Genomic DNA, 20,368 nt, shown 5'->3' with positions numbered 1-20,368 from the left:
CTAGACGCCAGGCCGCGCGGTGACCGGGGAGGAGGCGGGGAAGCCCGGATCACGACGGATGTTTCGTGCGCCGGCCTGTCAGCGTTACATCGAAGGTAGAGAAAAGAACTTCGAGAGCTTTGTAGCCCTGGCGTGACGCCGCCGAACTGACGGGAGAGGAGCATGAATGCGGACGAGCGAAGATTTCTTGCGCCGACTGATGATTGATGGACTGGACGGCGATACCATGCCCACACCGCGTTGCTGCGTCTGCTCGTTCCGATTTTGCAGGGTTTCTACCGGCGTCGCATGCGCGGCTCCGACGACGATATCGAGGATCTGGTGCAGGAAACCCTGATTGCCGTTCACACGCGCCGCGGCACTTATGATCGACAACGCGCCTTCACGGCGTGGATGTTCGCGGTCGCACGGTACAAGATGGTCGATCATTCTCGGCGGCAGCGCCGATTGCTCCCCATCGACACGCTCGAGGAGATGTTGGTCGCGGACGATTTCGAGGCCGCTGCCATCGCACAGCTTGATGTCGGCCAGTTGCTCGCCGAACTGCCGATCAAGCAGGCCCGCATGATCCGGGCCACCCCGATCGAGGGACTCAGTGTCGCCGAAGCGGCGCAGGCTGATGATATCGGCGAGTCGGACGTGAAGATATCCGTCCATCGAGGCCTGAAAACCCTGATGGCGCGTGTTCAGGGAGGGTCGCGATGAACACCGACGATCTGATCCTGCAACTCGCGCGGGACACGCGCCCCGTGCGCCGGGAGGCGGTGACGCTCAGGATTGCGATCGGCGTAGGCCTCGGCGCGATCGGCTCGGCCGTGCTGGTGGTCTTCTGGATGAGACTTCGTACGGACTTTGGGGCCGCCATGATGTCCGCCTGGGTCGCTCCACCGCGAAGCTACCAGTCAGCTTCCGCCGAAAACGGACAGGCCAAGTCTGTATCAAAACCACCACAACAAGCTAGCGGGCGAGGCGGGGAGAAAGCGTGTTTTTCGAGGTCACAGGTCGAGGTGGACGCCCCCCGGGAGCGCGTCAAGGTCATTGGTTATACGCTTCGCCCTTGCCACTGACGTGCCGGGGGTTGTGACCTGTTACTGAGGTGAAGGGTTCGAGGGGACCAGGGCGTCGTCGGGTGCAGGCGCGAACCATGTTTCGGTGGCGGCCGCCACCTGGTCATTAGCGTCCAGCGTCGCGACCGCGGCGGGCGGGGTCACCACGATGGGTACGTCGATGGTTCGCACCAACGTGGGCGGAACCACCGGTGGAGGCGCCGGCTGATAATAATCGCGCCAGGCGTCGAATGCCGCGTAGAATTCGACGAACGGGCGGTCGAGCCGTAGCAGAGCCGCTCGGGCGAAGGCCGGTAGGTCGGCATCGGCAACCTGACCGACCTGCGCGACCTCCACGCGTGCCACCGCGCAAAAGGCCGCCCGCATCGCTGGCTGCGCGTAGAAATTGTAGATGCGCGTCTGATTGTCGTCATAGACACGCTGCCAGTCCCACCAGCCGGGCGCCTGCCATTCCTGAATATAGGCTTGGTAGTAGCGATCGATCACGGCGGCGTGCGTTCTGATCCACGCATTATAAGCCTCCACGACTCCGCCACCGGCCTGGTCGCAGCCGAGCGCAGCGACGTTCAATGCGTTCCGCAAATGCCACACGGCGGCCTGATCGGTATTGTCGAGATTGGGCGTGAAATAGGTGCCGTCAGCGCGCTGGGTCGGACTATTCATGCCGATATAGCCACCCGCCGGCATCGGCGGGGGCGGCGGCGACAGCGTCGCGACAACGGGCGGCGGCTGCACGGGAGCGGGCGGCGTGACGCAGCCAGACATGGCGAGAGCCAGTCCGCCTAGCAGACCCCAGCCGAAATTCGCGCGCACTGTCATCGTCTCGCTCAGATAATCCGTTGCGGCGCGCTTAGCCCATACCAGATGAACAGTCCAAGAATGGCATATATTGCCGTTCCACGCGTGACCTTGGAAGGACGAGAAAATTCCAACTTCCACCATCTGGCGAAGGCGATCAGGGTTCGGCTCATAGGTTAACAAGTGACCGAAGCTGAAAAGCGCCGAGGACCGCGCGAGCGCACATAATTGGATTGGCTCAAAGCGGCTTGGTGAGTCGGAGCGGTATCCGCTTTCTTGGACGGGTTGGTCCGATATGCATGATCTGCGGGCCACAGCGCAATCCGTACAAATGTGCTTTCTGCGTCAAGCGAGCTCGTCGTCAGACAAGTGCACAAGGCGTGCGCCAGCGCCGCCTGGCATTCGCGCGGAGCCGGCACCTCAAATGGGCATAAGAGTGGGTACGACCCCGCCGCGGGAAAGAAAGCGCAGTAGAAATCAAGGAGAAATGGCGGAGCGGGAGGTTGCCTGAAGTTCCTGCTAACTAGCTGGGAGAGTTGGCTAATCACAAAGCGGCTTGGCGGCTAGCCCACAATCTTTCCCACCGCGTACGAAGATAATCCGCCGCCATCCACTCGCGTGCGCCTCAGATCCCCGCTCGTCATACCGAGCTTGAGCAGCCTTGCCTGCACCTCACATGAGGCATAAATTAGCATCACGTGAGACGAGGAACGGCATGGCTACGCAACCCGCATCGATCGAAGCGCTATTGGGCGTGCCGGTAGGCAAGCAGGCCTCCCGGCTCGCCTTGGCCTATTCCATCGAGGATGGCCTACCAGTGACAGCGCTCGACCGCCTGGCCGACACAGTGGCGCCCGATGACGCCCGCTTCAAGTTTCGCCTGATCCCGAAGGCAACGCTGGAGCGTCGGCGCAAGTCGCCCTCCAAGCGGCTGACCAGCGAGGAAGGCGACCGGCTCGCGCGCCTCGCCAAGGTGTTCAGCTTCGCACTCGACATCTACCACGCGCCCGAGAAGGCACGTGAGTTCCTGACCCGCCCGCACCCAATGCTAGATGGCAAGCCGCCGCTCGATGTGGCGCTCGCCACCGGCCCCGGCGCCGACCTCGTCATCAACTTGCTGGGGCGGGCGGCCTACGGCGGCGGCGCGTGAAGGGCGGCAAGACCGACCGCGTCCTCACCGCCTTCCGCATCGGGGACCCGGATGGAGCCCACCCCATCTACGACAGCGAGGGTGCGCGCCTGTACCCAGGCCGCTGGAACACGCCGGCAAGCCCCATCATCTACACGTCGAAGCATTACTCGACCGCGATGCTGGAGAAGCTCGTCCACGCCAACAGCGTGCTGCCCCCCAACCAGCACTACATCCGTATCACCATCCCGAACGGCACCAGCTACGAGGTCTTCCAGCCCGCCGCGCATCCCGGTTGGGACGGCAAGGACGAGAGCATCTGCAAGGCGTTCGGCGCAGCTTGGTACGAGGAGCAGCGGACCGCGCTCCTGCTAGTGCCGTCCATCCCCGCGCGGCTCGAACGCAACATCCTGATCAACCCGGCGCACGCCGATGCCTCCGACATCTCCTATGACCTGCCGGAGCCGGTATGGTGGGACGAGCGGCTGTACGGTTGAAGAACGGCTATACGCGCTCCGCAGCGGACATGGGTCTCCAAAAATCTTGGTCCAAACGCCGGTTTGAGTGAAGAGCGGAATGGCCGCTTTTGGACGCTTCCCGCCGATAAATAGACGTTCGTTCATGCGCCGCCCCCGACAGCGTCGCTGGCGGAGGGGGAGCGAGACGGCGGCTTCAAACTTTAGAGCGCGGAACAACACATTTGCTTAAGTGAGTTCACAGAGGGCTCGCGTGCGAAAGGAGCGCAGAAGACGCGCGCCTGGCCTGAAGTGCTAGTTCGCTCGCTACGCCCGCTTTGGCATAGTGCATGATAGCAGTGATAAAGATCCGATGTTACTGGTTCAGTGCTTATAATCCCTCTATTCGTACTTAGCTCACGCTAATCTGATCGAAACTCGGCCATGCTGTCGCGCCACGATCCTCTGAAGAGGAGGGATCGTGGCTCTAGGGTGGTAGCATAGGTGCTGCCGGCGCCCTTCGGACTGCGGCCAGGATCATATCCGATTGGCGTCGGGAACATCAGCTGCGTCTCACTATAGCGTTCCCAGAAGAGATAGGCGGCGACCGTCTGCATCTTGGAGCCGAGCGGAGCGAGCGCGAGGTCGTAGTCGTCTATGAGATAGTTGTAGTAGTGCTCCAGCGCCGCCATGGTCTCCTCGAACCGTAGCGTCGACACGGTCTCTGTCGCGGTCCGACGCGCCTTCTCAAACTTTCGGTGCAGGCGACGCGACAGGTCGAGACGCCAGTTCAGGCTCGCATCACCGGGACGGCCATAGAAGAGGAGAAGAAGGGACGGGTTCGTCTCCTCCACCACTCCATTCGCCCGGTGCGCCTCGTAGCCCGCGAGAATCGCGAGGCAGGTCTTGGCGTTTTGGCTGCGGTATCCCGAGAATGAATCCAGCTGGAGGTTCTGGTCCATCTCAAGCGCCATTGAGTGCGGTATCAGCTCGATTTCGTCACCGGCCGCCGCGATCAGCTCATCATACTCGGCACGGGCGGGATTGTATTCGAGAGCCGCAGTGTAGAGCACGGTCAGAGGGTTCTCGGACCTCTTCGTCCGAAGCGCCTTCAGCGCCATGCAGGTCGCGTAGGCGGGCAGTCCGGACACATCGAGCCCCAGGTGACGGGTGGCCCGTGGCAGCTGGCCGAGGACCTGGCCCAGGTCGCGTTCCATGGCGGCTGGGTCGTCATGCCGGAGGTCCACCACGTCGATCGCACCCTCGGCGAAACGTTCCCGGGCCGCGTCGCGATAGCGGCGGAACACTTGGCCGTTGCCCGGCACGGCATTCACGAAGCGGATGAGGACGCAGCGCGCGTCGGGCCTGAAGCGGCTGCGCTCAAGCGCCGCGTAGGCCCTGTCCTCGAAGCCGGCGGCCAGGACGATCCCGTCTAGCGTCATCGTGAGGTCGGAGACGGACGGGATCTCCTCCACAGCGCTCCAGGGAGGCGGCGCCGAGCCGGGCGCTGGTCGTCCGTTCACGGCAGGTCCTTGTATCGGAAGAGGTCGGGGGCCTCCTCGGTGTCCTTGTCGCGTAGGCGCCGCGTCCCGTCGCGAATAAAGTGTTCGGGGGAGAGAAGGAGCTGCTCCAGCCTGCCCTTCGACAGCCGCAGATGATCGTCGCGCCGGTATCCAATTTTGAAGGCGGGGCAGTAGATGCGGTTGAGGACGTAGAGAGGCTTCTTCATGTTGTCATCGCGCGCGTAGGCGACCTTGGTCTGGTCGAGCACTCCGAACGTGACCAGGCGCCGGAGCACCGCCTCGGCGTCAGGCGAGAGGTCGCCGATGTCATTCCGCTCGATGGCGAGGTGCTGCCGGGCCCGCTTCCCGCCGCGCGCCGTGCGCAAATAAAGGCGGAAGGTGGAGCCGATCGCCGAGGTCACCTCGAACAGGCGCCGTCCGAGGCTCAGGCGGTGGCCGTTAAGCTCTATCGCGCCCGGTATCTGGCTCAGCGACTCCAGGCGCTTCTCAGAGATGGTCTTGATAGCCCGGTCCTGGTCTCGGGGCTCGACGAGGCGAGCGTCCTTGCCGGGCTCGATGCCGGCGACGGCGAATATCTCGGAGACGATCTCGAGCAGGTTGCGGGGCGTCCTGTCCGCGATGTTCCAGACGGTCGTCCAGCCGCTGTAGTAGGCCTGCTTCGACTGGTGGGCGAGCAGCTGAAGCAACCTGTCTATGCTGATCTGCTCGTCGCCGAGATAGGAGGTGATGTCGGTGCTTCGGAACCCGAAATAGTCGAGGCGTTGCTCGATGATGCGCCTGAAGTACCGCTCCAGGTCCTCGCGGCGGAGGCCGCCCGGTCCCGAGCCGATGAACAGGATGTGGGAAATGTCGCGCTCGAGGTAGTCATGACCCTCCTCGAGGATCTTGCCCTGCGAGCTCACGAAGTCGAACGTCAGCTTCTCGGCCGACAGCTTCACGCAGAACAATGGGTTCGAGGACAGGATGAGGTCGTTCAGCACGCGCTGGACGTTGGCCGGGACGTACGGTACGCCCGCGTCATCGAAGAGCAGCTGGAATCGCGCGCGCGCTAGATCAGGGAAGGTGTCGCGGACCTCCGAGAAGAAGCGGATAAGTGTCAGCCCATCGCGCTCGCCGGTTGCGGGCCTGTCGGAGGCGAGCGCCGATATTTCGTCCATCTCGACCCGGACCATGGTGGACACGAGGTTATCGAGTTCGGACTGGATCAGAGGATCCACCGAGACCAGCCCGGGCGCGGGCACGAAGTCTCCGACGAAGTCGCGCAGCCGCGAGAGCGACGCCGCCGGCCTGAGCTTGCCCGCCACAACGCCTGCTGCGACCAGTTCGAGCGTCCGACGCACGACCTTGGTTACCACCAAATTGGTGACGAGCCGCCGGTCCTGCTCGGCGGTCCACGTCCGGCGCGTTGCGAGCGGCCGGAACTCGCCCTGACGGCAGGGGAAGTACACGCCGAACGCCTTTTCGACGTCGACCACGAGCGACTCCGCCTCCGGGAAGAATGCCAGCGAGGCCAGGTAGGTGGACTTGCCCGATCCGCGGTTGCCCGAGACGTAGATATTCGCGAAGTCGCGGATCTTCTCGATCAGCTGCTCGAGCGGCACGAAGAGGCGGACCGCCATCGCCGGATCGGTCAGCTCCTCGTAGCGCTGCAGCCTGAACGACACGGGCGTGCGGAAGCGCTCCGCCAAGAACCTCGCCTTGGCATCCTGGAAGGCCTCGAACGCGGCCTCGCTCTCGAGCGTGGCGCAGACGGCAGCGAAGCTCGAAACCCTCTCTGACATGATCTCGGTGATGCGCAGGAAGTTGCGGGTGCCGATGTACTTGCGAAGGGAGACATTCGGCATCGACGACCGCTGCGCGCTAAGCAGGCGCCAGACATGCTGCTTGAAGTTGGAGAGGTCGTTGTTCCTGCAGACGACGTCCGAAAGGCTTCCCATGGCGTCGTAGGATATGTCGACGATGCGGAACCTGAGACCGAGCTTCCCATGCTGATCGACGATGATGTTCCGCTCGTGGAGATCGCCATGGTAGGCGCCGAGCCGCTCCAGGGCGGCGAGCGCCTTGCCGACCTGGCGAGCGAAGGCGATGACGACCTGAGAGTTCAGGTGGTTCGGGGGCTGGGACAGGAACTCCTGGAACGTCACGCCCTCGACGAACGGAAACGCCAGGCACTCGAGCGAGACGGCACGGCCAAGGAGGTCCGTCACCTCGACCGCCAGGAAATCCACCGGCGCGACGATGGCGCTGTCCGCATCCAGCCGCGCCAGCAGGCGCACGGAGTCACGCATGTCGGCCGATGCCCCGGGCCTCACCAGCTTCAGGACGAAGCGTGTCCCCAAGAGCTTGTGGGTGGCCTCGACGACGATGGAATTCCGCCCTGAGGACAGCACCCGCAAGCGTTCGTACTTGTCCGCGAGCGACCCGAAGGCCGCGTCGCCGTCCCGCTCGGGGTCGAACTGCAGCAGCAGACGGGCCATCAGCAGGACGCCCATGCGGTTCAGCGAGGCGGACCCGCCTGCGCGCTCGATGAAGCCGAGACGCGCGAGCAGGCCGGCGAGCGGCGCGTCCGGGTCCACTGTCGCGTCGTTCCAGTCGAACCGAAGTCGACGCAGCTGCTCCTCGAGATCCGGTGCCTCGACGAGGGCGAGCAGCTCCGCCTTCTCCGCGATCGTGCGGTTGGTGTCGGGGAAGTTCGGATACCCGTCGGTCACGCTAGGTACTTCATCTTCTGGACGAGCCGTACGCGATCGGCGACGTGGCCGAGGAGGTGGCACTCGTCGAGGTCCTGCGGGTACTGGAACTGCTGGACGTGGGCACCCAGATCCTTAGCCGTCCGGCATGCCTGAGCGACGAGGCCGCCCGCGTAGGCCGCGTCCTGGAAGAGCATTGCCTTCGCCGCGAGGTGGGTCTTCATCGCGATCATCGTGGCCTCTACGATCGAACCCGGCTGGTCGACGATGTTCACGATCATGTCGTACTCGCGCATGATCACCAGCTCCTGGAAGAACGCGTCGCCGCCGGGAACCCCGATCGAGGGGTCCACCAAGTCCTCCGCGTACGCGACCATGTGGCCGTCGGCCTCCAGATGCTCCCGGATCTGGATGCGCTTGGCCTGCAGCTTCGCCACTCGCTCCTCTCCCGACGGGGTATGCACCTGCGGTCCGAAGACCAGGATCTTGAGCTTCACGCCGTCAAGGGCGGCGGTGATCAGGTCTTTCATCGATAAACCAGAACGAGGATTCCCTAGACCGTGCGCCGCGCGGTGCCATGTCATGCGTCCTGCGGTGAGGTGGCGCAAGCAGCGGTTTGCCGATTGAGACTTGACAGACGATCGTTTACGATTCGCCGGGTGAGGGTGGGACATCGACACGCATCAACGCCGGCCGACGGCAGCGGCGCGCGCCGCGCGACTTGCCTGCGGCCGTGCGGCGCAGGGCGCGCCCAATGAAGGTCGCGGAGCTCTTCACCGGATGCGGTGGCCTCGCCTACGGCCTCTGCGAGGCGGGGCTCGCGCCCGTCCGGATGATCGAATCCAACATCCATGCCAACAAGACCCTGGTCGCCAACCGCGACGCGGGCGTCCGCCACGTCAAGGACTGGCCGCTTAAGCGGGAGGACGTGCGCAAGATCGACTGGAGGGATCTGCGGGGATCCGTGGACGTCGTGGCCGGCGGCCCCCCATGCCAGCCGTTCTCGCAGGCTGGGCTGGCTGCGGGGAAGAAGGACAGCCGCGACATGTGGCCCGAGGCGATTCGGGCCGTCCGGGAGATCGAGCCGGAGGCGTTCCTGTTCGAGAACGTCCGCGGACTCATGCGTGACACGTTCGCACTCTATTTCGCGTCGATCCAGGCGGATCTCAGGACGGCATGCCGCGCCGGCTACGAGGTCCTGCACGTCATGGTGGACGCGGCCGACTTTGGTGCGGCGCAGCGTCGGCACAGGGTGATCGTCGCCGGCTTTCGCAAGGACGTCGTCTCGAAGGTCAGCCTTCCCAAGGGGACGCACTCGCGCCGCAGGCTGCTGTGGGACCAGTGGGTCAGCGGCAGCTATTGGGAAGAGCATGGACTCGTCCAGCCGGGTGACGACCGGATTTCGCCGACGGACGCGAGCCTAGTCGCCAGGCTCCGGCGCGAAGCGGTGGAGCCAGCAGGTCTCCGATGGCGGACCGTTCGCGACGCGCTGAAGACGCTTGGAGAGCCGTCGGGCCTGGACTGCCACGTCTTTCAACCCGGCGCCCGCTCGTACAAGGGACACACCGGCAGCGATCTCGACCAGCCCTCCAAGGCACTCAAGGCGGGCATGCACGGCGTTCCGGGAGGCGAGAACATGATCCGACTGCCCGAGGGCGGCGTCCGATACTTCACCATCCGCGAGATGGCGCGTCTCCAGGGCCTTCCGGACGGCTACACGTTCCCAGGCAGCTGGACGGAGAGTACCCGCCAGTTGGGCAATGCCGTGCCGGTGCCCTTGGCCGAGGCATTCGCCTCGTGGACCATGCGCCAGCTCGAGGCGGCGAGGCTATCCCTGGTCGCTTGAGGGGGCCGCTCACTCGCTCGGAGCAGATGGCGCGCGTTCGCGGACGGGACACCGATCCCGAGATGGCGCTCCGACGCGCGCTCTGGTCGGAAGGCATCCGCTACCGTCTTCACGCGCGCGACCTTCCGGGCAGACCCGACTTGGTGTTCCGGTCGAAGCGGTTGGCGGTCTTCGTGCACGGCTGCTTCTGGCATCGGCACAACTGCCCAGCCGGGACCAGAGAGCCTAAGAGCAACCAGGCGTTCTGGCGATCGAAGTTCGAGGTCAACGTCGCGCGGGACGCGACCGTCAAGGACGCGCTGGAGGCGTCTGGCTGGCGCGTCCTCGCCATCTGGGAATGCGAGCTCCGGCGGGCGACCCAGGTCCGCGGGGCCGTCGACCGCGTCCGTCAGACGCTCGCTGAAGCAGCCGGCTAGCGGAACAGCACGGCGGACGGATCCGCCCGGCGGAGCAGATCTGAGCACGTCAGATCGCTTGCGCCACCTCTGTCACGCGGACGCCCGCTTCGGTGAGCATCGCGCGGCTTGCGCGGTAGCTGTCCTCCCAGTGAGCCACTTGCGACCGGGCGAGCGAGAAGGCCACCTCGACCAGGCCCGCCGCTATGATCGCGCGGGCGCAATCCGCGCATGGAAACCCGCCATGCACGAAGGCAGCGGCTCCCACAGTGGCGATCCCGTCGCGTGCGGCGAGCATGAGAGCGGCGCGCTCGGCATGCTCGATCCAGAGATACTTCGCCGGAGCCGCAAGCCTCGTCGGATCCGTGTCCGCGAGCCCGGGAGGCAATCGGTTCGCCGCGACCGCGAGCACCCCGCGCTCGGGGTGGTGAACGACGCATCCGACTGCGGTCCTCGGGTCTTGGCTGTCCCGCGCTGCGTGAGCGGCGAGCGCCATCATCTCAATCATGCGGGTCACCGGTTGTCGCGCCCGAAGTCGGCTCCCGCGACGCGTGACGTCCGACTGCGGCCTGCCCATCGGCGGGCCATCGCTCCGAGCCAGTCGTTTGGCCCGAATCCGGTAAGATCGGCGCGCGTCCCTCGGCCGGACAGGCTCGCGGCGATAAGCGCGCGCAGCCGGCCGTCCCCGATCCGGTCAAAGTCGAGGCTTTCGATCGCGGCGGCGTTGTCCACCAGCGCTTCGAGGAATGCGTGCGATTGGACCGTCGTCGGCGAGAGCGGCGCAGGCGGGGCAACGGCGGACCGCTCGGCCAGATCCGCGTTGGCTCGATACATGTGCATGGAGTTCGAGATGTGCAGATATTCGCCCATCTCGCGTCCAAGCGTGCGGCAGACGGCGAAGTGCAACAGCGACAGCGAGAACAGGTCGTAGGGAACGCCGAAGATTACGTCGTTGGATCGGTTCACCACGGTCATGTTCACCCGTTCGTGCGCGATCCGGAACATGAGCGCGATGTTGCAGGGCACGTCCCTGCTCCGGGAACGGCTGTCCTCGGGTTCGGCGATCAGCGCGAATGCGCGTCTGCTGTCCGGGTCCTCGCGAAGATGGTCAGCGACGGCCGCGAGCTGGTCGAAGCCGAACCGGTGGCGCAGGCGCTCCCCATATGCGCCCGCGAGCGTTGCGCCGTCGTCCGAGAAGGCGAGAAAGGCGGGCGCAAGGGCGGCCAGCGGCTCGACCGAACTTCCGCCCGACAGCATCCAGCACGCTTCTACGATCGCCAGCGCGGGATTAACGGCCCGGCCCGGGTTGGTGAGGAGCTTCACCGGCCCGGGCGCGATCGTCAGCGCCACGGGACCGGCATCGAGGGTCGGTCCGAGGCGGCTGGGCTGCTCCCTGCCCACCGTCAGGACCAGCTGGAGCAGTTCGCGGTATGCGTCGTCCAGGTCGTTCGCCTGGATGACGATCACGCTTCGTAACGCCGGAAGCGCTCCCGGTTGCGTTCCAGCTTGTCCTTGAATGCGTCGTCCAGCCTGAAGTCGAGCTGATTGGCGAGCTTCACGACGTAGATGAGTATGTCAGCCGTCTCGTCCACGATCGAAGGGCGCGCGTCTTCCAGCCCGCGATCCCCGCGCCTGACCTTCTTCACGACATTCGCGAGTTCGCCGACTTCGCCCGCGATGCAGACGAGCAGGTGTTCGAGCGCCTGGAGGTTGTCCGCCGTTATGGGCTCGAAAAAGGGGATGGACGCCGTATGGGCACGATCGAACTCGGCCTGCGACTGCTGCAGCTCGTCCAGTGTCATCTCGGTTGCCTCGCCAGCGCTTCCTCGATCATGTCCGCGATCTTCTCGATCCGCGTCTTCAGGTCCGTCTCAAGCTCCGAGATCTGCCGATGGTGCGAGGCGCTCTTGCGGAGCTCCTTCAGCTTCAGGGTGTCTGCCACTGCTTCTTCCAGGTTCGCCTTGAGAACCGGGCTGGCTCCCGGAAGACGATACTCCGGGCGACGTTGCTCTCCCGCTACCGCGAGGAGCTGCCTTAGGCCCTGCTCGTCCGGATAGGTCGAATGGCGCGCCTTCTCGCGCAGGAGTTCCGGAAGCCTCGAACGATGCAAGTCGAGCAGGTCGACCTGGTCGATGCGGTCGATCTCGCACCGCTCCAGCGGGTTCATCCCCTTTTTCGCGTATGCTCGGGTGACGAACAGGCACAGAGCGACCTCCTCGACGGTGTTGTTCCTCCTGTAGACCTGAAAGGCCATCATCCTGATCTCCTCCAGATTAATCCGGAAGAAGTCGGTGACCTCCATAGCTCGATAGGCAACCGTTACGTAGAGAGTGGTGCCGTCAATCATGCACTGGAAGGTGAGGAACGAGGGCAGCGGTTCGTCCCCGCTTCGAAGAATGTCTCTGGTGGAGATCAGCGAGGCGAGCGCGCGGTTGCTGTCCGGCTTCCGCTTCAATTCATCCGCAACGTGGGTGATCCCTTCGTCCCCTAGGAACTGCCCGTGGGAGAAGTGCAGCTCCTTCGGAGTCGCCACGCTTTGCCATAGTTTAGCCCTCTCGGCCGCATCGAGCAGTTCCGGCTTGGATAGTAGCTTGGCGGGGAAGCTGACCTTCACGCACAGGTTCGCCACCCAGGGCTTCCCGGTTTCCGTCACGACTTGCGCCACGTGATCGGCGATCTCGGCGAGTTTCGAGCACTCCTTGTATCCATCTAGGCTCAACGGAGCAGTCCTTCGACGAAGGAAGCAACCCGCGCGTGGATCGCGCTCGGCGCCTCGGTTCCCGAGATGCGGAGCAGAGGGCCGTTGTACAGATCGAAACTTCGCTCGTAGGCGGCCCGGACCTGCACGAGCTTCTCCTCGGATTCGTACCGGTCGAGGCTCGCCCGCTCAGCCAGGCGCTTGGCCGAGGTGTCCACCTCGACGTCGATGAAGATCACGGCGTTGGGATCGGGGAAGTCGGCGTTAAGGGCGCGGACGAAGGCGATGTCGTCCTCGGTCCGGCAATGATAAGCGTATGACGAGAAGAAGTAGCGGGTGCAGACCACGTGCTCGCCGCGTTCGAGCAGGCGCATGACTCCATCAGTGTCGTTCCAGAGATGGTCGTGCCGATCGGCGGCGAAGAGGTGGGCCAGCTGCCGATCGTAGAGCGCCTCATCCGCCGAGAACCGCAACCTGCCCGACAGGGCGCTGCGGATCATCTGTCCGACCGGACCGCCTGACGGCTGGGCCGTGAGCTGTACCTTCTGCCCGCGCTCCGTCCGCAGGTACTCGCAGAGCATCCTCGACTGCGTGCTGGTACCCGATCCGTCGAGGCCTTCGAAGACAATGAACAGAGGCTTCACCGGATCGTCACCCGGTCGACCTCTTTATAATGCGCACTGCTTTTGGTGAGGCCGCTGTCGAAGAGGACGCGCCGTGAGAAGCTCACTCCGTCGTCGCGCCAGTTGAGCAGGCCGATCGCGTTCTGCCCGCCCGGGACGTGAAAGTTGAAGGAGTTCACGCCGAGGACGTTGACCGGGGTCCGGCCGACCGCGACTCCCTTCGCAACATGCTGGTGACCGTGAAGCAGTATGGGAACGCCCTTGTCGTCAAGCGTTAACAGCACCTCGTGCGCGTTGCGGGTCGTTGAGGGGTCCATCTTGTCGGTGGGGATCAGATGGTGATGGATTACCGCCACACAGTTAGCGGGATCGGCCGGGGCCAGCTTGCCGAGCGCGTCGACGTCGGCCAAGCCGTAGCGATGGTCGAGATGGTGGCTCGAGTTCATGAGAAGAAAGTTCAGTCCGTCTATCGCCAGCAGCCGGCAGGTCGTCCCTGAAAAGGTGCACTCGTTATCTCTTCGAATCCCGTAGGTGAAGGTGTCGAACGCCTTGAAGTGCCCAGTGGCGTGGCAATCGTGGTTCCCCGGGCAAAAGAGGAAGCGGCTACGGTCCAACCCGGTTCGATCGAGCAGCTGTTCGAAGAAGTGCGTCGCTTCACGATATCCCGCGTCAAGGGCCTGGTAGGTGATGTCGCCGCTGGCGAGCACAACCGAATTCTGCTGCTCCTTCACGACTGCGACCACGTGTTCGAGTAGCTGGTGCGCAGGGTGGACGTTCTGCTTGCCCGCGCCGAAATGGAGGTCGGAAAGCTGCACCACGTCAACGTTTGGCATGGATGGTCGGCTTAGGCTGCAAGAAGGCGGTCCACGCGGGCGATCTCGCCGCGGCTGGACGAAAGGGCAAGAAGCACGTCTTCGGGTATGCCCCACTCGGCCGCGAGGCGGAGAAGGCCGTTGGTCCGCTCGCCCGGTGGCGCGTAGAGATAGCCGTCGGCGTCATCCCTGGCATATTGGATGCCGCGCAGCAGGCTGGGCGTCTCAAGCACGAGCGGCGGGCCCCAGAGAGAGCGCAGCGCCGGGTCGTCCGAGACCAGTGCGACGTCGCGGTCCTTCAGGATGATGAGAGCGCGTTCGTCGGGCGCGCCTAGCCTCGCGATCGTGCTGTGGCCCGCGCGGCCGACGCGCACGTCGACCTCGCTGTGATCTCGAGTCGCGATTGACACGCCCGGCGCGGTGGCAAGGACGAGGGCGAGCAGTCCGATTGTCTCACCGTTGGTGAGCGAGGCTGCGGCCGAGGCCGCTGCGGCGCTGCGGTCGCCGAGCGCATTTCGGATGTCGTCGAGGCGCTGCGAAATTGTCATTAGAACCGGACCCAAGCTAGGCGATCGGCCATGTGGTGGCAACCGACCATCGTTCGCCCCGGCTGCGGTCGAATGCTTCCAGGCGTTTGCACTCTGTCGGGGTGACGGGCGCAACATCGACGGATACGGCGCGACCGCAGTCAGCCAAGACGAGGAGCGACGACTTGCGCAGCGCAGGCGAGTCCGCGCAAGCGCGATGCCGTTTAGGTCCTTATCTGAATGACGTCCGAAGCTGGGACGGAGACGAGCGTCCGAAATTTCTGGTGTTGGGATGAGTCACCGCCCGTTTACCGCTTCGCCTTGTTGCGCGATTGCCGGGCTCCGGATCATCAACGGCGGCGGCCGGGCTGAAGCCGAAGCCGCTCATATCCGGCCGGTTAAGGCGAATGGTCCGGACATCGTGACCAATGGGCTGGCGCTATCGGGCACGGTGCACTGGGTGTTTAATCGGGGGCTGATCAGCCTCTCTGACGACCTCGAGATCCTCGTATCTCGCCAGGCGAACGACCCTGATAGCTTGCGGGCGATGATCAATCGGACCGGTCGCGCCCTGCCAACCATCCGCCCCCTCGACCGTCCTCACCCGCACTTCCAAGAGTGGCATCGGGAGCATTGCTTTAAGCACTGAAGGTCACTTCGCGGCGACGCTCAACGGCCAACTAGCTCGCTTCGATGCGGCGCTGCCGATCCCCCCGGAGAGGCTCAGCAAGGCTTAATTGAGAGGCTTCAGCTGGCTCCAGCTCGGCCGTCTTTAAGGGCAAATTCTAGCACACCCTACGCGGCTAAGCCGCAGTTTATGCGGGAAAGTGCTGCAAAATCAGCGCAGGAGATGCTGGCGACGCTCAGCGGATCGCGTGCTGTCGATGGCCAACCGGTCCCACCAAATCCGCAGGGTTGCGCGACTTTCGAGGCCAGTTCTGCTAGTGATGATGGCCTTATGGTCCCCCGCCGGCACAAGCCCGGTCGCCGGGCCTTTCTCGACGGCAACTTCGCGCGGCGGAAGCTGCCGCTTGCTGCCTCTGAATACTGCATCTGGGATACCGAGCTGCCAGGGTTCGGCCTGAGAGTGCGGCCGACCGGGCGCTACTATTGGTTCGTCCGCCTCCGGCATCGCGGAAAGCATCGACGGATCACGCTCGGCTGCACCGACGATGTCGACGCCGTGCTAGCGCGCACGCAGGCACGGCGGCTGCTCGCGGAGGTGGCGCTCGACGGCCTGCCGAAGCGGACGGTGGTCAAGGCCACGCCGATCCTCAGCGACTTCGTCGAGACCTACTGGGGCGACATCGCCCGGCACTGGAAACCTTCGACGCAGAAGCGGAACCTTGGCGCGTGGAAGCGCGACCTGCTGCCCGTGTTCGGCGCGATCCGAGTTGCGGACATCGTTCCGGCAGACGTGCTCCGCTGGCGAGACAGCTTGGCGGGTGGACGGGAAGTTACGTTCAACTGCACCCTTCCGGTGCTGGCGTCCCTCTTGAAGTATTCCGAACAGCTTCACCTCCGCCGCAAGGGCTCGAACCCTTGCCGGGGCATGTCCCGTTACAAGCGCCCGCCGTGCGAACGCTATCTGACACCACTTGAGTATCGGCGCATCGGAGCGGCACTCCGCGAAGCGGAGGCGTCTAGCCCGGGCGAGGTCGCGATCGTTCGGCTGCTGCTCTATACGGGCGCGAGGATCAGCGAGATACGCGATCTCAGATAGGAGTGGGTCAAGCCGCCGCATCTGGCCCTCCCCGACAGTAAGACCGGGCAGAAGACCATCTGGTTGAACAGCCAGGCGCTGGCGGTGCTCGAAGGAGTGCGGAGGCACGAGGGTTGCTCGCTCGTCTTTCCGAACAGGCGCGGCACTGGGTCACTCGCCTTCCAAAGCTGGTGGGAGCGGTTCCGCCGCACGTGCGCCTTGCCCGACGTGCGCGTCCACGATCTGCGCCACAGCTTCGCGTCCACGGCGATCATGGACAACGTGCCGCTCGCCACCGTCGGCAAGCTGCTGGGGCATGCGCTTCCGGAAACCACGGCCAAATACGCCCATTTGTCTGATGACGTGATCGGCGACGCGGCAGAGCGGATATCAGGCTCGCTTGCGCAGGCGATAGGGCTGCGACTGTGACCGCGCTCGCGCTCAAGCAGGTGGTAGCCGACGCGCTGGCGGAGGTTGGCGCCAGCGTTGTTCACCTGCGACTGCCGCGAGGAAAGCCGCGCACGACGACTTGGCTCGGTATCGAGCACGGGTTCGGCATTCGCCACTATGCCACGGGTCGTAACGTCTACATCGTCCAGACCCGGATGGCAGGGCGGATGCGGACCGTGACGATCGGCTCCGCCGCCGTGATCACGCGGCATCAGGCAACGATCGTCGCCCGGCGCGTGCTGGCCTATGCGCAGGTGGGGCTCGATCCGGCCACGGATCGTAAGCGCATCCGGTCCGCGCCGCGCTTTGACGATTTCCTTAAGGAGTATTGGGATCGCTGGTCGCCGAAGTGGAAGCCGTCGACCTACGAGACGCAAACCCAGTATCGTCAGCTCTATCTCGATCGCGCCTTCCCCGGCGTGTTCATCGACGAGCTGAACGAGGCGCACGTCACGAACTGGTTCGCCGACCTGAACAACCGCACCGGCCCCGGCGCTGCCAACCGGACGCTCGGCATCCTCGCCGCGATGCTGAACAAGGCGGAGAGCTGGGGCTAGGCGCGGCGCTGCTGAACTTCGTCGCGCGGAATATGAGCGAGGGGGTGCTAACCCCTACCCGAGCCGGCAAGCTGCTTGGTGTTAAGCCCCGCAGCGTCCATCCGCTCCTAAGCGGCGCTGCCCTGCCGCTAGAGCAAGGCGCCTGACCCGTGGTGTATCTGCTCGACGCGAACGTGCTGATAACCGCACATCATCTTTACTACCCGGTCGATGCGGTGCCGGAATTCTGGGAATGGTTGGTTCACCAGGGTAATGCCGGTCAGATCAAGATGCCCTTGGAAACGCTCGAAGAGGTTAGAGACGGTGGCACCGATGCCGATCGCGACCTTCTTTATGCGTGGATACAAGACGATACCCACAAAGCCGCGATCCTCTTCAACCAGGATGTTCGACCAGAGTTGGTCCAGCAGGTCGTCAATCACTATGCCGACGATCTCACGGATGACGAATTGGAAGCGATCGGCCGTGATCCGTTTCTAATCGCCCACGCGCTAGCCGCCCCTGGTGATCGTTGCGTCGTCACCACCGAAGTGTCCAAGCGGAGGCTACAGCGGCAGAACCGGAGGATACCGGACGTCTGTGCCGACGCAGGGGGCCAATGTTGCGACACATTCGCCATGCTTCGGGCGCTTCGGTTTCGAACGGGGTGGCGCGGCTGATTTCGCGATGCGATCCAGGGGTGGTCACAATGCTTCAGGATGGCGGAACGTGGTAGGCAGGCGAACCGCAGCTCTTCATATTTTCGGATAGGAAGCAGCCATCGATTCACGATGGTAGAACTACCTACTTTTCGGGAGCGAATGCCTCATTGCCTATGAAGCCGAACTTAAAGTCCTCGCCTTTTGCGCTAACATACATAATCGCCGCCATGAGGCAGGACATCCTATCCTCGTCGGCCTTGTTTTGACGACCCAGCTTAGGCTGACCAATCAGGCCCAACTGGCTTTGGACGAAGAACGAGCCCGGCTTCATGCCGCATTGCCGTTCTAGTGCCTCGGCAAATAACTTGTCAGAACCGAACTTTGACCGTTCAGGGAAGCCGTCGAGGACGCCATACTTTAGGAGTTCCGCTCGGGAGTCCGCAAGCATGGTTGGTTTCAGCGCCTCGAACACGCGATCCTGATACACCTGCCGAAACTCGGGTTCTTTGAAGGTGACGATCTCATGACCGGCAGCTTGCCTGATGCACTCAAGGTTCTCAGCAGAAGCCCCTGCTTCTTTATCGATCACGATCTCGATACTTTGCAGTTCGTCCTCGTATTTGACCGTGAAGCCGCCATTCCGCAGGCCGCATTGCAGAAGCTTTTGCGTCAAAACCTGTTCATACGCAGGCGGGGGAACTTGAGGCATGTCGATCATCCGATAACCTTAGCGCTCGATCGGAGCTCCGCAACCGGCGTTGTGCCGCGCTCGCGTCGACGCGGCTTTTCACCCGATGAACATTGAGATTCCCGAGTTCGCACTGGTGCTGCTGGTTGGTGCCTCCGGCACCGGCAAGTCGAGCTTCGCGGCCAAGCATTTCCTCCCGACCGAGGTGGTTTCGTCCGACCGCGCACGAGGGTGGGTTGCCGACGACGAGACGGACCAATCAGCCACGCCGGACGCGTTCGATCTCGTTCACGCCGTCATCGAGAAGCGCCTGAAGAACCGGCGCTTCACGGTCGTCGACGCGACCAACGTCCAGCCGCAATCCCGCAAGGGTCTGATCGCGCTGGCCAAGAAATGGCATGCGCTGGCCGTCGCAATCGTGTTCGACCTGCCCGAAACGGTCGCGGTTCAGCGAAACGCACTGCGAAGCGATCGGCAGTTCGGCGCGGGGCCGGTGCGCCGTCAGATGCAGGACCTGAAGCGCTCGCTGCGCGGCATGCAGCGCGAGGGCATCCGGTCGGCCGGTACGGTCCACATGCCGGCGTCCAGATCGACCTCGCTCCAAGTCGCGCCACGTATCTCGCCGGAGCGCGCCGCTGTGAGGATCAGGGCTTCCATGGCGAGCCTTCCCACCGACGATCGCTCGCGCAAACGGGCGATCAGCTTGGGCACGTCGGTGAACGCCATGGCGGCGAAATGACCGTCCTTGCGGGGCTGTCGGGGCAGGCCCTTGGACAGCGAACGCATCGGTGCTTCGGTCGGGCGATAGCCCTTTGCATAGCTCCAATCGAGGACGGCACCGATCCGCTGGCGAACCCGCCGCGCGGTCTCGGGCTTCGTTAGCCAGATTGGCGCCAGAACGTCGCGGATGATCGGCCCTTCGATGTCATTGACCAGCCGGTCGCCGAGCTTGGGGAAGGCGTAGGTCGTCAGCGTGTTGATCCACTGGTCCTGATGCTTGCCGTTCTTCCAGGCGGCCTTGTGCTCCTCGTGCACGAGCGTCGCAGCCTCGCGGAAGGTGGGGACCGGGTCTTCGACCTTCTTGCGTTCGGCAATGGGATCAATGCCCTGAGCAATCTGCCGCCGCAGCTCGGTTGCTTTAGCCCGCGCCTCGGCGAGGGTCAGCACCTTCAGCGAGCCAATGCCTATGTCTCTACGCTTGCCATCGATGCGGACGCGAACCAACCAGCTCTTTGCGCCCCCGTCCGTCACCCGGAGCATGAGTCCGTCTCCGTCCACGTATCGGCCCGGCTCGGTGATGGCCTTGATCTTCATCGCAGTCAGCTGACCCATGACACCTCTCCAGTCCCACAACTTGTCCCACCAGACGTGGTGGGCACGGGTGGATAGCTGCGGATGCGAGCGGACGCCCCAACAGCCAAGAACTGGCTGTTTTTAGCGGGTTTTACTGGATTTTAGAAGGCCCAGAAAGGGCGTAAGTGGCGGAGCGGGAGGGATTCGAACCCTCGATACGCTTTTGACGTATACTCACTTTCCAGGCGAGCGCCTTCGACCACTCGGCCACCGCTCCGCATCGCTGGGTGATCGCGCCTAGCGGGGCGCCGCGGGTTAGGCAAGCGCTGTGCGGCGCCCGAGTGCTGTTGGCGTTTGCGGGCGCGCGCGCTATGCGGGCCCTGCCCGTGCGGGCGTGGCGAAATGGTAGACGCAGCGGACTCAAAATCCGCCGGAGCAATCCTTGTCGGTTCGAGTCCGACCGCCCGCACCAGT

The 20,368-nt window shown here is 64.1% G+C and carries 23 protein-coding genes, 2 tRNA genes and 2 pseudogenes; 13 read left to right on the top strand and 14 right to left on the bottom strand.

The annotated features are described in order from the left end of the window. Positions 1-166: 166 nt before the first annotated feature. A pseudogene (locus tag ACFDTH_RS03650) lies at positions 167-705 on the top strand (sigma-70 family RNA polymerase sigma factor). Further along, positions 702-1,067 (top strand): NrsF family protein, encoded by a 366-nt coding sequence (locus tag ACFDTH_RS03645; RefSeq protein WP_375286148.1) that lies wholly within the window; start codon positions 702-704, stop codon positions 1,065-1,067. The pseudogene ACFDTH_RS03650 and the gene ACFDTH_RS03645 overlap by 4 nt, the downstream one beginning before the upstream one ends. Before the next feature lie 21 nt (positions 1,068-1,088). Here ACFDTH_RS03645 and ACFDTH_RS03640 read toward each other — a convergent pair whose 3' ends face one another. Further along, positions 1,089-2,048, bottom strand: a complete 960-nt coding sequence (locus ACFDTH_RS03640; protein ID WP_375286147.1) for a hypothetical protein — start codon at positions 2,046-2,048, stop codon at positions 1,089-1,091. A 532-nt stretch (positions 2,049-2,580) separates the two neighbouring features. Here ACFDTH_RS03640 and ACFDTH_RS03635 point away from each other — a divergent pair. Together ACFDTH_RS03635 and ACFDTH_RS03630 are read left to right on the top strand one after the other, a co-directional pair. Next, positions 2,581-3,015: an antitoxin Xre-like helix-turn-helix domain-containing protein gene (locus ACFDTH_RS03635; protein WP_375286146.1), complete on the top strand. Its 435-nt coding sequence runs from the start codon at positions 2,581-2,583 to the stop codon at positions 3,013-3,015. Next, positions 3,012-3,491, top strand: a complete 480-nt coding sequence (locus ACFDTH_RS03630) for an RES family NAD+ phosphorylase (RefSeq protein ID WP_375286145.1) — start codon at positions 3,012-3,014, stop codon at positions 3,489-3,491. The genes ACFDTH_RS03635 and ACFDTH_RS03630 overlap by 4 nt, the downstream gene beginning before the upstream one ends. A 380-nt stretch (positions 3,492-3,871) precedes the next feature. On the opposite strand, the gene ACFDTH_RS03625 is transcribed toward ACFDTH_RS03630, so the two are convergent. Genes ACFDTH_RS03625 through ACFDTH_RS03615 form a run of 3 tightly spaced genes read right to left on the bottom strand, consistent with a single transcriptional unit; the run spans position 3,872 to position 8,192 of the window. Then, positions 3,872-4,924, bottom strand: a complete 1,053-nt coding sequence (locus ACFDTH_RS03625; RefSeq protein WP_375286144.1) for a hypothetical protein — start codon at positions 4,922-4,924, stop codon at positions 3,872-3,874. 44 nt (positions 4,925-4,968) lie between these two features. Continuing rightward, on the bottom strand, positions 4,969-7,683 hold the full coding sequence (locus tag ACFDTH_RS03620; protein ID WP_375286143.1) for a phosphotransferase: 2,715 nt from the start codon (positions 7,681-7,683) through the stop codon (positions 4,969-4,971). Continuing rightward, entirely contained in the window at positions 7,680-8,192 is a 513-nt protein-coding gene (locus ACFDTH_RS03615; protein ID WP_375286142.1) for a hypothetical protein, read from the bottom strand. The genes ACFDTH_RS03620 and ACFDTH_RS03615 overlap by 4 nt, the downstream gene beginning before the upstream one ends. Before the next feature lie 224 nt (positions 8,193-8,416). Between ACFDTH_RS03615 and ACFDTH_RS03610 the strand changes: the two genes are divergently transcribed. Both ACFDTH_RS03610 and ACFDTH_RS03605 read left to right on the top strand, forming a co-directional pair. Further along, the gene (locus ACFDTH_RS03610) at positions 8,417-9,508 is read left to right on the top strand and encodes a DNA cytosine methyltransferase (RefSeq protein ID WP_375286141.1); all 1,092 of its coding nucleotides are present in this window, start codon (positions 8,417-8,419) and stop codon (positions 9,506-9,508) included. Beyond that, the gene (locus ACFDTH_RS03605) at positions 9,460-9,924 is read left to right on the top strand and encodes a very short patch repair endonuclease (RefSeq protein WP_375286140.1); all 465 of its coding nucleotides are present in this window, start codon (positions 9,460-9,462) and stop codon (positions 9,922-9,924) included. Before ACFDTH_RS03610 ends, ACFDTH_RS03605 begins: the two co-directional genes overlap by 49 nt. A 49-nt stretch (positions 9,925-9,973) precedes the next feature. Here ACFDTH_RS03605 and ACFDTH_RS03600 read toward each other — a convergent pair whose 3' ends face one another. The 7 genes from ACFDTH_RS03600 to ACFDTH_RS03570 are packed head-to-tail and all read right to left on the bottom strand — an operon-like array spanning position 9,974 to position 14,584. After that, positions 9,974-10,411: a cytidine/deoxycytidylate deaminase family protein gene (locus tag ACFDTH_RS03600; RefSeq protein WP_375286139.1), complete on the bottom strand. Its 438-nt coding sequence runs from the start codon at positions 10,409-10,411 to the stop codon at positions 9,974-9,976. A 5-nt stretch (positions 10,412-10,416) separates the two neighbouring features. Next, a complete protein-coding gene (locus ACFDTH_RS03595; protein ID WP_375286138.1) occupies positions 10,417-11,370 on the bottom strand; it encodes a thymidylate synthase in 954 nt (317 codons plus the stop codon). Further along, positions 11,367-11,705 (bottom strand): MazG nucleotide pyrophosphohydrolase domain-containing protein, encoded by a 339-nt coding sequence (locus ACFDTH_RS03590; RefSeq protein WP_375286137.1) that lies wholly within the window; start codon positions 11,703-11,705, stop codon positions 11,367-11,369. The genes ACFDTH_RS03595 and ACFDTH_RS03590 overlap by 4 nt, the downstream gene beginning before the upstream one ends. Next, positions 11,702-12,622: a hypothetical protein gene (locus ACFDTH_RS03585; RefSeq protein WP_375286136.1), complete on the bottom strand. Its 921-nt coding sequence runs from the start codon at positions 12,620-12,622 to the stop codon at positions 11,702-11,704. Before ACFDTH_RS03585 ends, ACFDTH_RS03590 begins: the two co-directional genes overlap by 4 nt. Next, on the bottom strand, positions 12,619-13,245 hold the full coding sequence (gene tmk, locus ACFDTH_RS03580; RefSeq protein WP_375286135.1) for a dTMP kinase: 627 nt from the start codon (positions 13,243-13,245) through the stop codon (positions 12,619-12,621). The genes ACFDTH_RS03585 and tmk overlap by 4 nt, the downstream gene beginning before the upstream one ends. Beyond that, positions 13,242-14,042 carry a metallophosphoesterase family protein gene (locus tag ACFDTH_RS03575; RefSeq protein ID WP_375286134.1) on the bottom strand — a complete coding sequence of 267 codons (801 nt, stop codon included), beginning with the start codon at positions 14,040-14,042 and terminating at the stop codon, positions 13,242-13,244. Before ACFDTH_RS03575 ends, tmk begins: the two co-directional genes overlap by 4 nt. A 26-nt stretch (positions 14,043-14,068) precedes the next feature. Then, positions 14,069-14,584, bottom strand: a complete 516-nt coding sequence (locus tag ACFDTH_RS03570; RefSeq protein ID WP_375286133.1) for a hypothetical protein — start codon at positions 14,582-14,584, stop codon at positions 14,069-14,071. A gap of 271 nt (positions 14,585-14,855) precedes the next feature. Here ACFDTH_RS03570 and ACFDTH_RS03565 point away from each other — a divergent pair, with 271 nt between their 5' ends. The 5 genes from ACFDTH_RS03565 (at position 14,856) to ACFDTH_RS03545 (ending at position 17,931) form a co-directional block, all read left to right on the top strand. After that, complete coding sequence (locus ACFDTH_RS03565; RefSeq protein WP_375286132.1) at positions 14,856-15,212, top strand: HNH endonuclease; 357 nt, start codon at positions 14,856-14,858, stop codon at positions 15,210-15,212. 201 nt (positions 15,213-15,413) lie between these two features. Next, the gene (locus ACFDTH_RS03560) at positions 15,414-16,286 is read left to right on the top strand and encodes a tyrosine-type recombinase/integrase (protein WP_375286131.1); all 873 of its coding nucleotides are present in this window, start codon (positions 15,414-15,416) and stop codon (positions 16,284-16,286) included. A gap of 63 nt (positions 16,287-16,349) precedes the next feature. Further along, entirely contained in the window at positions 16,350-16,694 is a 345-nt protein-coding gene (locus tag ACFDTH_RS03555; RefSeq protein WP_375286129.1) for a tyrosine-type recombinase/integrase, read from the top strand. Continuing rightward, positions 16,691-17,272 carry an integrase arm-type DNA-binding domain-containing protein gene (locus ACFDTH_RS03550; protein WP_375286128.1) on the top strand — a complete coding sequence of 194 codons (582 nt, stop codon included), beginning with the start codon at positions 16,691-16,693 and terminating at the stop codon, positions 17,270-17,272. Before ACFDTH_RS03555 ends, ACFDTH_RS03550 begins: the two co-directional genes overlap by 4 nt. Before the next feature lie 149 nt (positions 17,273-17,421). Beyond that, positions 17,422-17,931 carry a DUF4411 family protein gene (locus ACFDTH_RS03545; protein WP_375286127.1) on the top strand — a complete coding sequence of 170 codons (510 nt, stop codon included), beginning with the start codon at positions 17,422-17,424 and terminating at the stop codon, positions 17,929-17,931. A 124-nt stretch (positions 17,932-18,055) separates the two neighbouring features. On the opposite strand, the gene ACFDTH_RS03540 is transcribed toward ACFDTH_RS03545, so the two are convergent. After that, the gene (locus tag ACFDTH_RS03540; protein ID WP_375286126.1) at positions 18,056-18,631 is read right to left on the bottom strand and encodes a hypothetical protein; all 576 of its coding nucleotides are present in this window, start codon (positions 18,629-18,631) and stop codon (positions 18,056-18,058) included. 76 nt (positions 18,632-18,707) lie between these two features. On the opposite strand from ACFDTH_RS03540, the pseudogene ACFDTH_RS03535 reads away from it, so the two are divergent. Further along, positions 18,708-19,064: pseudogene (locus tag ACFDTH_RS03535) on the top strand (AAA family ATPase); the annotation flags it as partial. A gap of 38 nt (positions 19,065-19,102) precedes the next feature. Here the strand turns inward: ACFDTH_RS03535 and ACFDTH_RS03530 are convergent. Further along, positions 19,103-19,933: a tyrosine-type recombinase/integrase gene (locus ACFDTH_RS03530; RefSeq protein WP_375286125.1), complete on the bottom strand. Its 831-nt coding sequence runs from the start codon at positions 19,931-19,933 to the stop codon at positions 19,103-19,105. Positions 19,934-20,080: 147 nt separating this feature from the next. Continuing rightward, positions 20,081-20,171, bottom strand: a tRNA-Ser gene (locus tag ACFDTH_RS03525). Positions 20,172-20,282: 111 nt separating this feature from the next. On the opposite strand from ACFDTH_RS03525, the gene ACFDTH_RS03520 reads away from it, so the two are divergent. Next, positions 20,283-20,366, top strand: a tRNA-Leu gene (locus ACFDTH_RS03520). Positions 20,367-20,368: the final 2 nt, after the last annotated feature.

Source organism: Sphingomonas sp. (genome assembly GCF_042096255.1).
In the GTDB taxonomy this organism is placed as follows: Bacteria; Pseudomonadota; Alphaproteobacteria; order Sphingomonadales; family Sphingomonadaceae; genus Sphingomonas.
The sequence above is the reverse complement of the archived record's forward strand: the minus strand, read 5'-3'. Positions and strand labels throughout refer to the sequence as shown.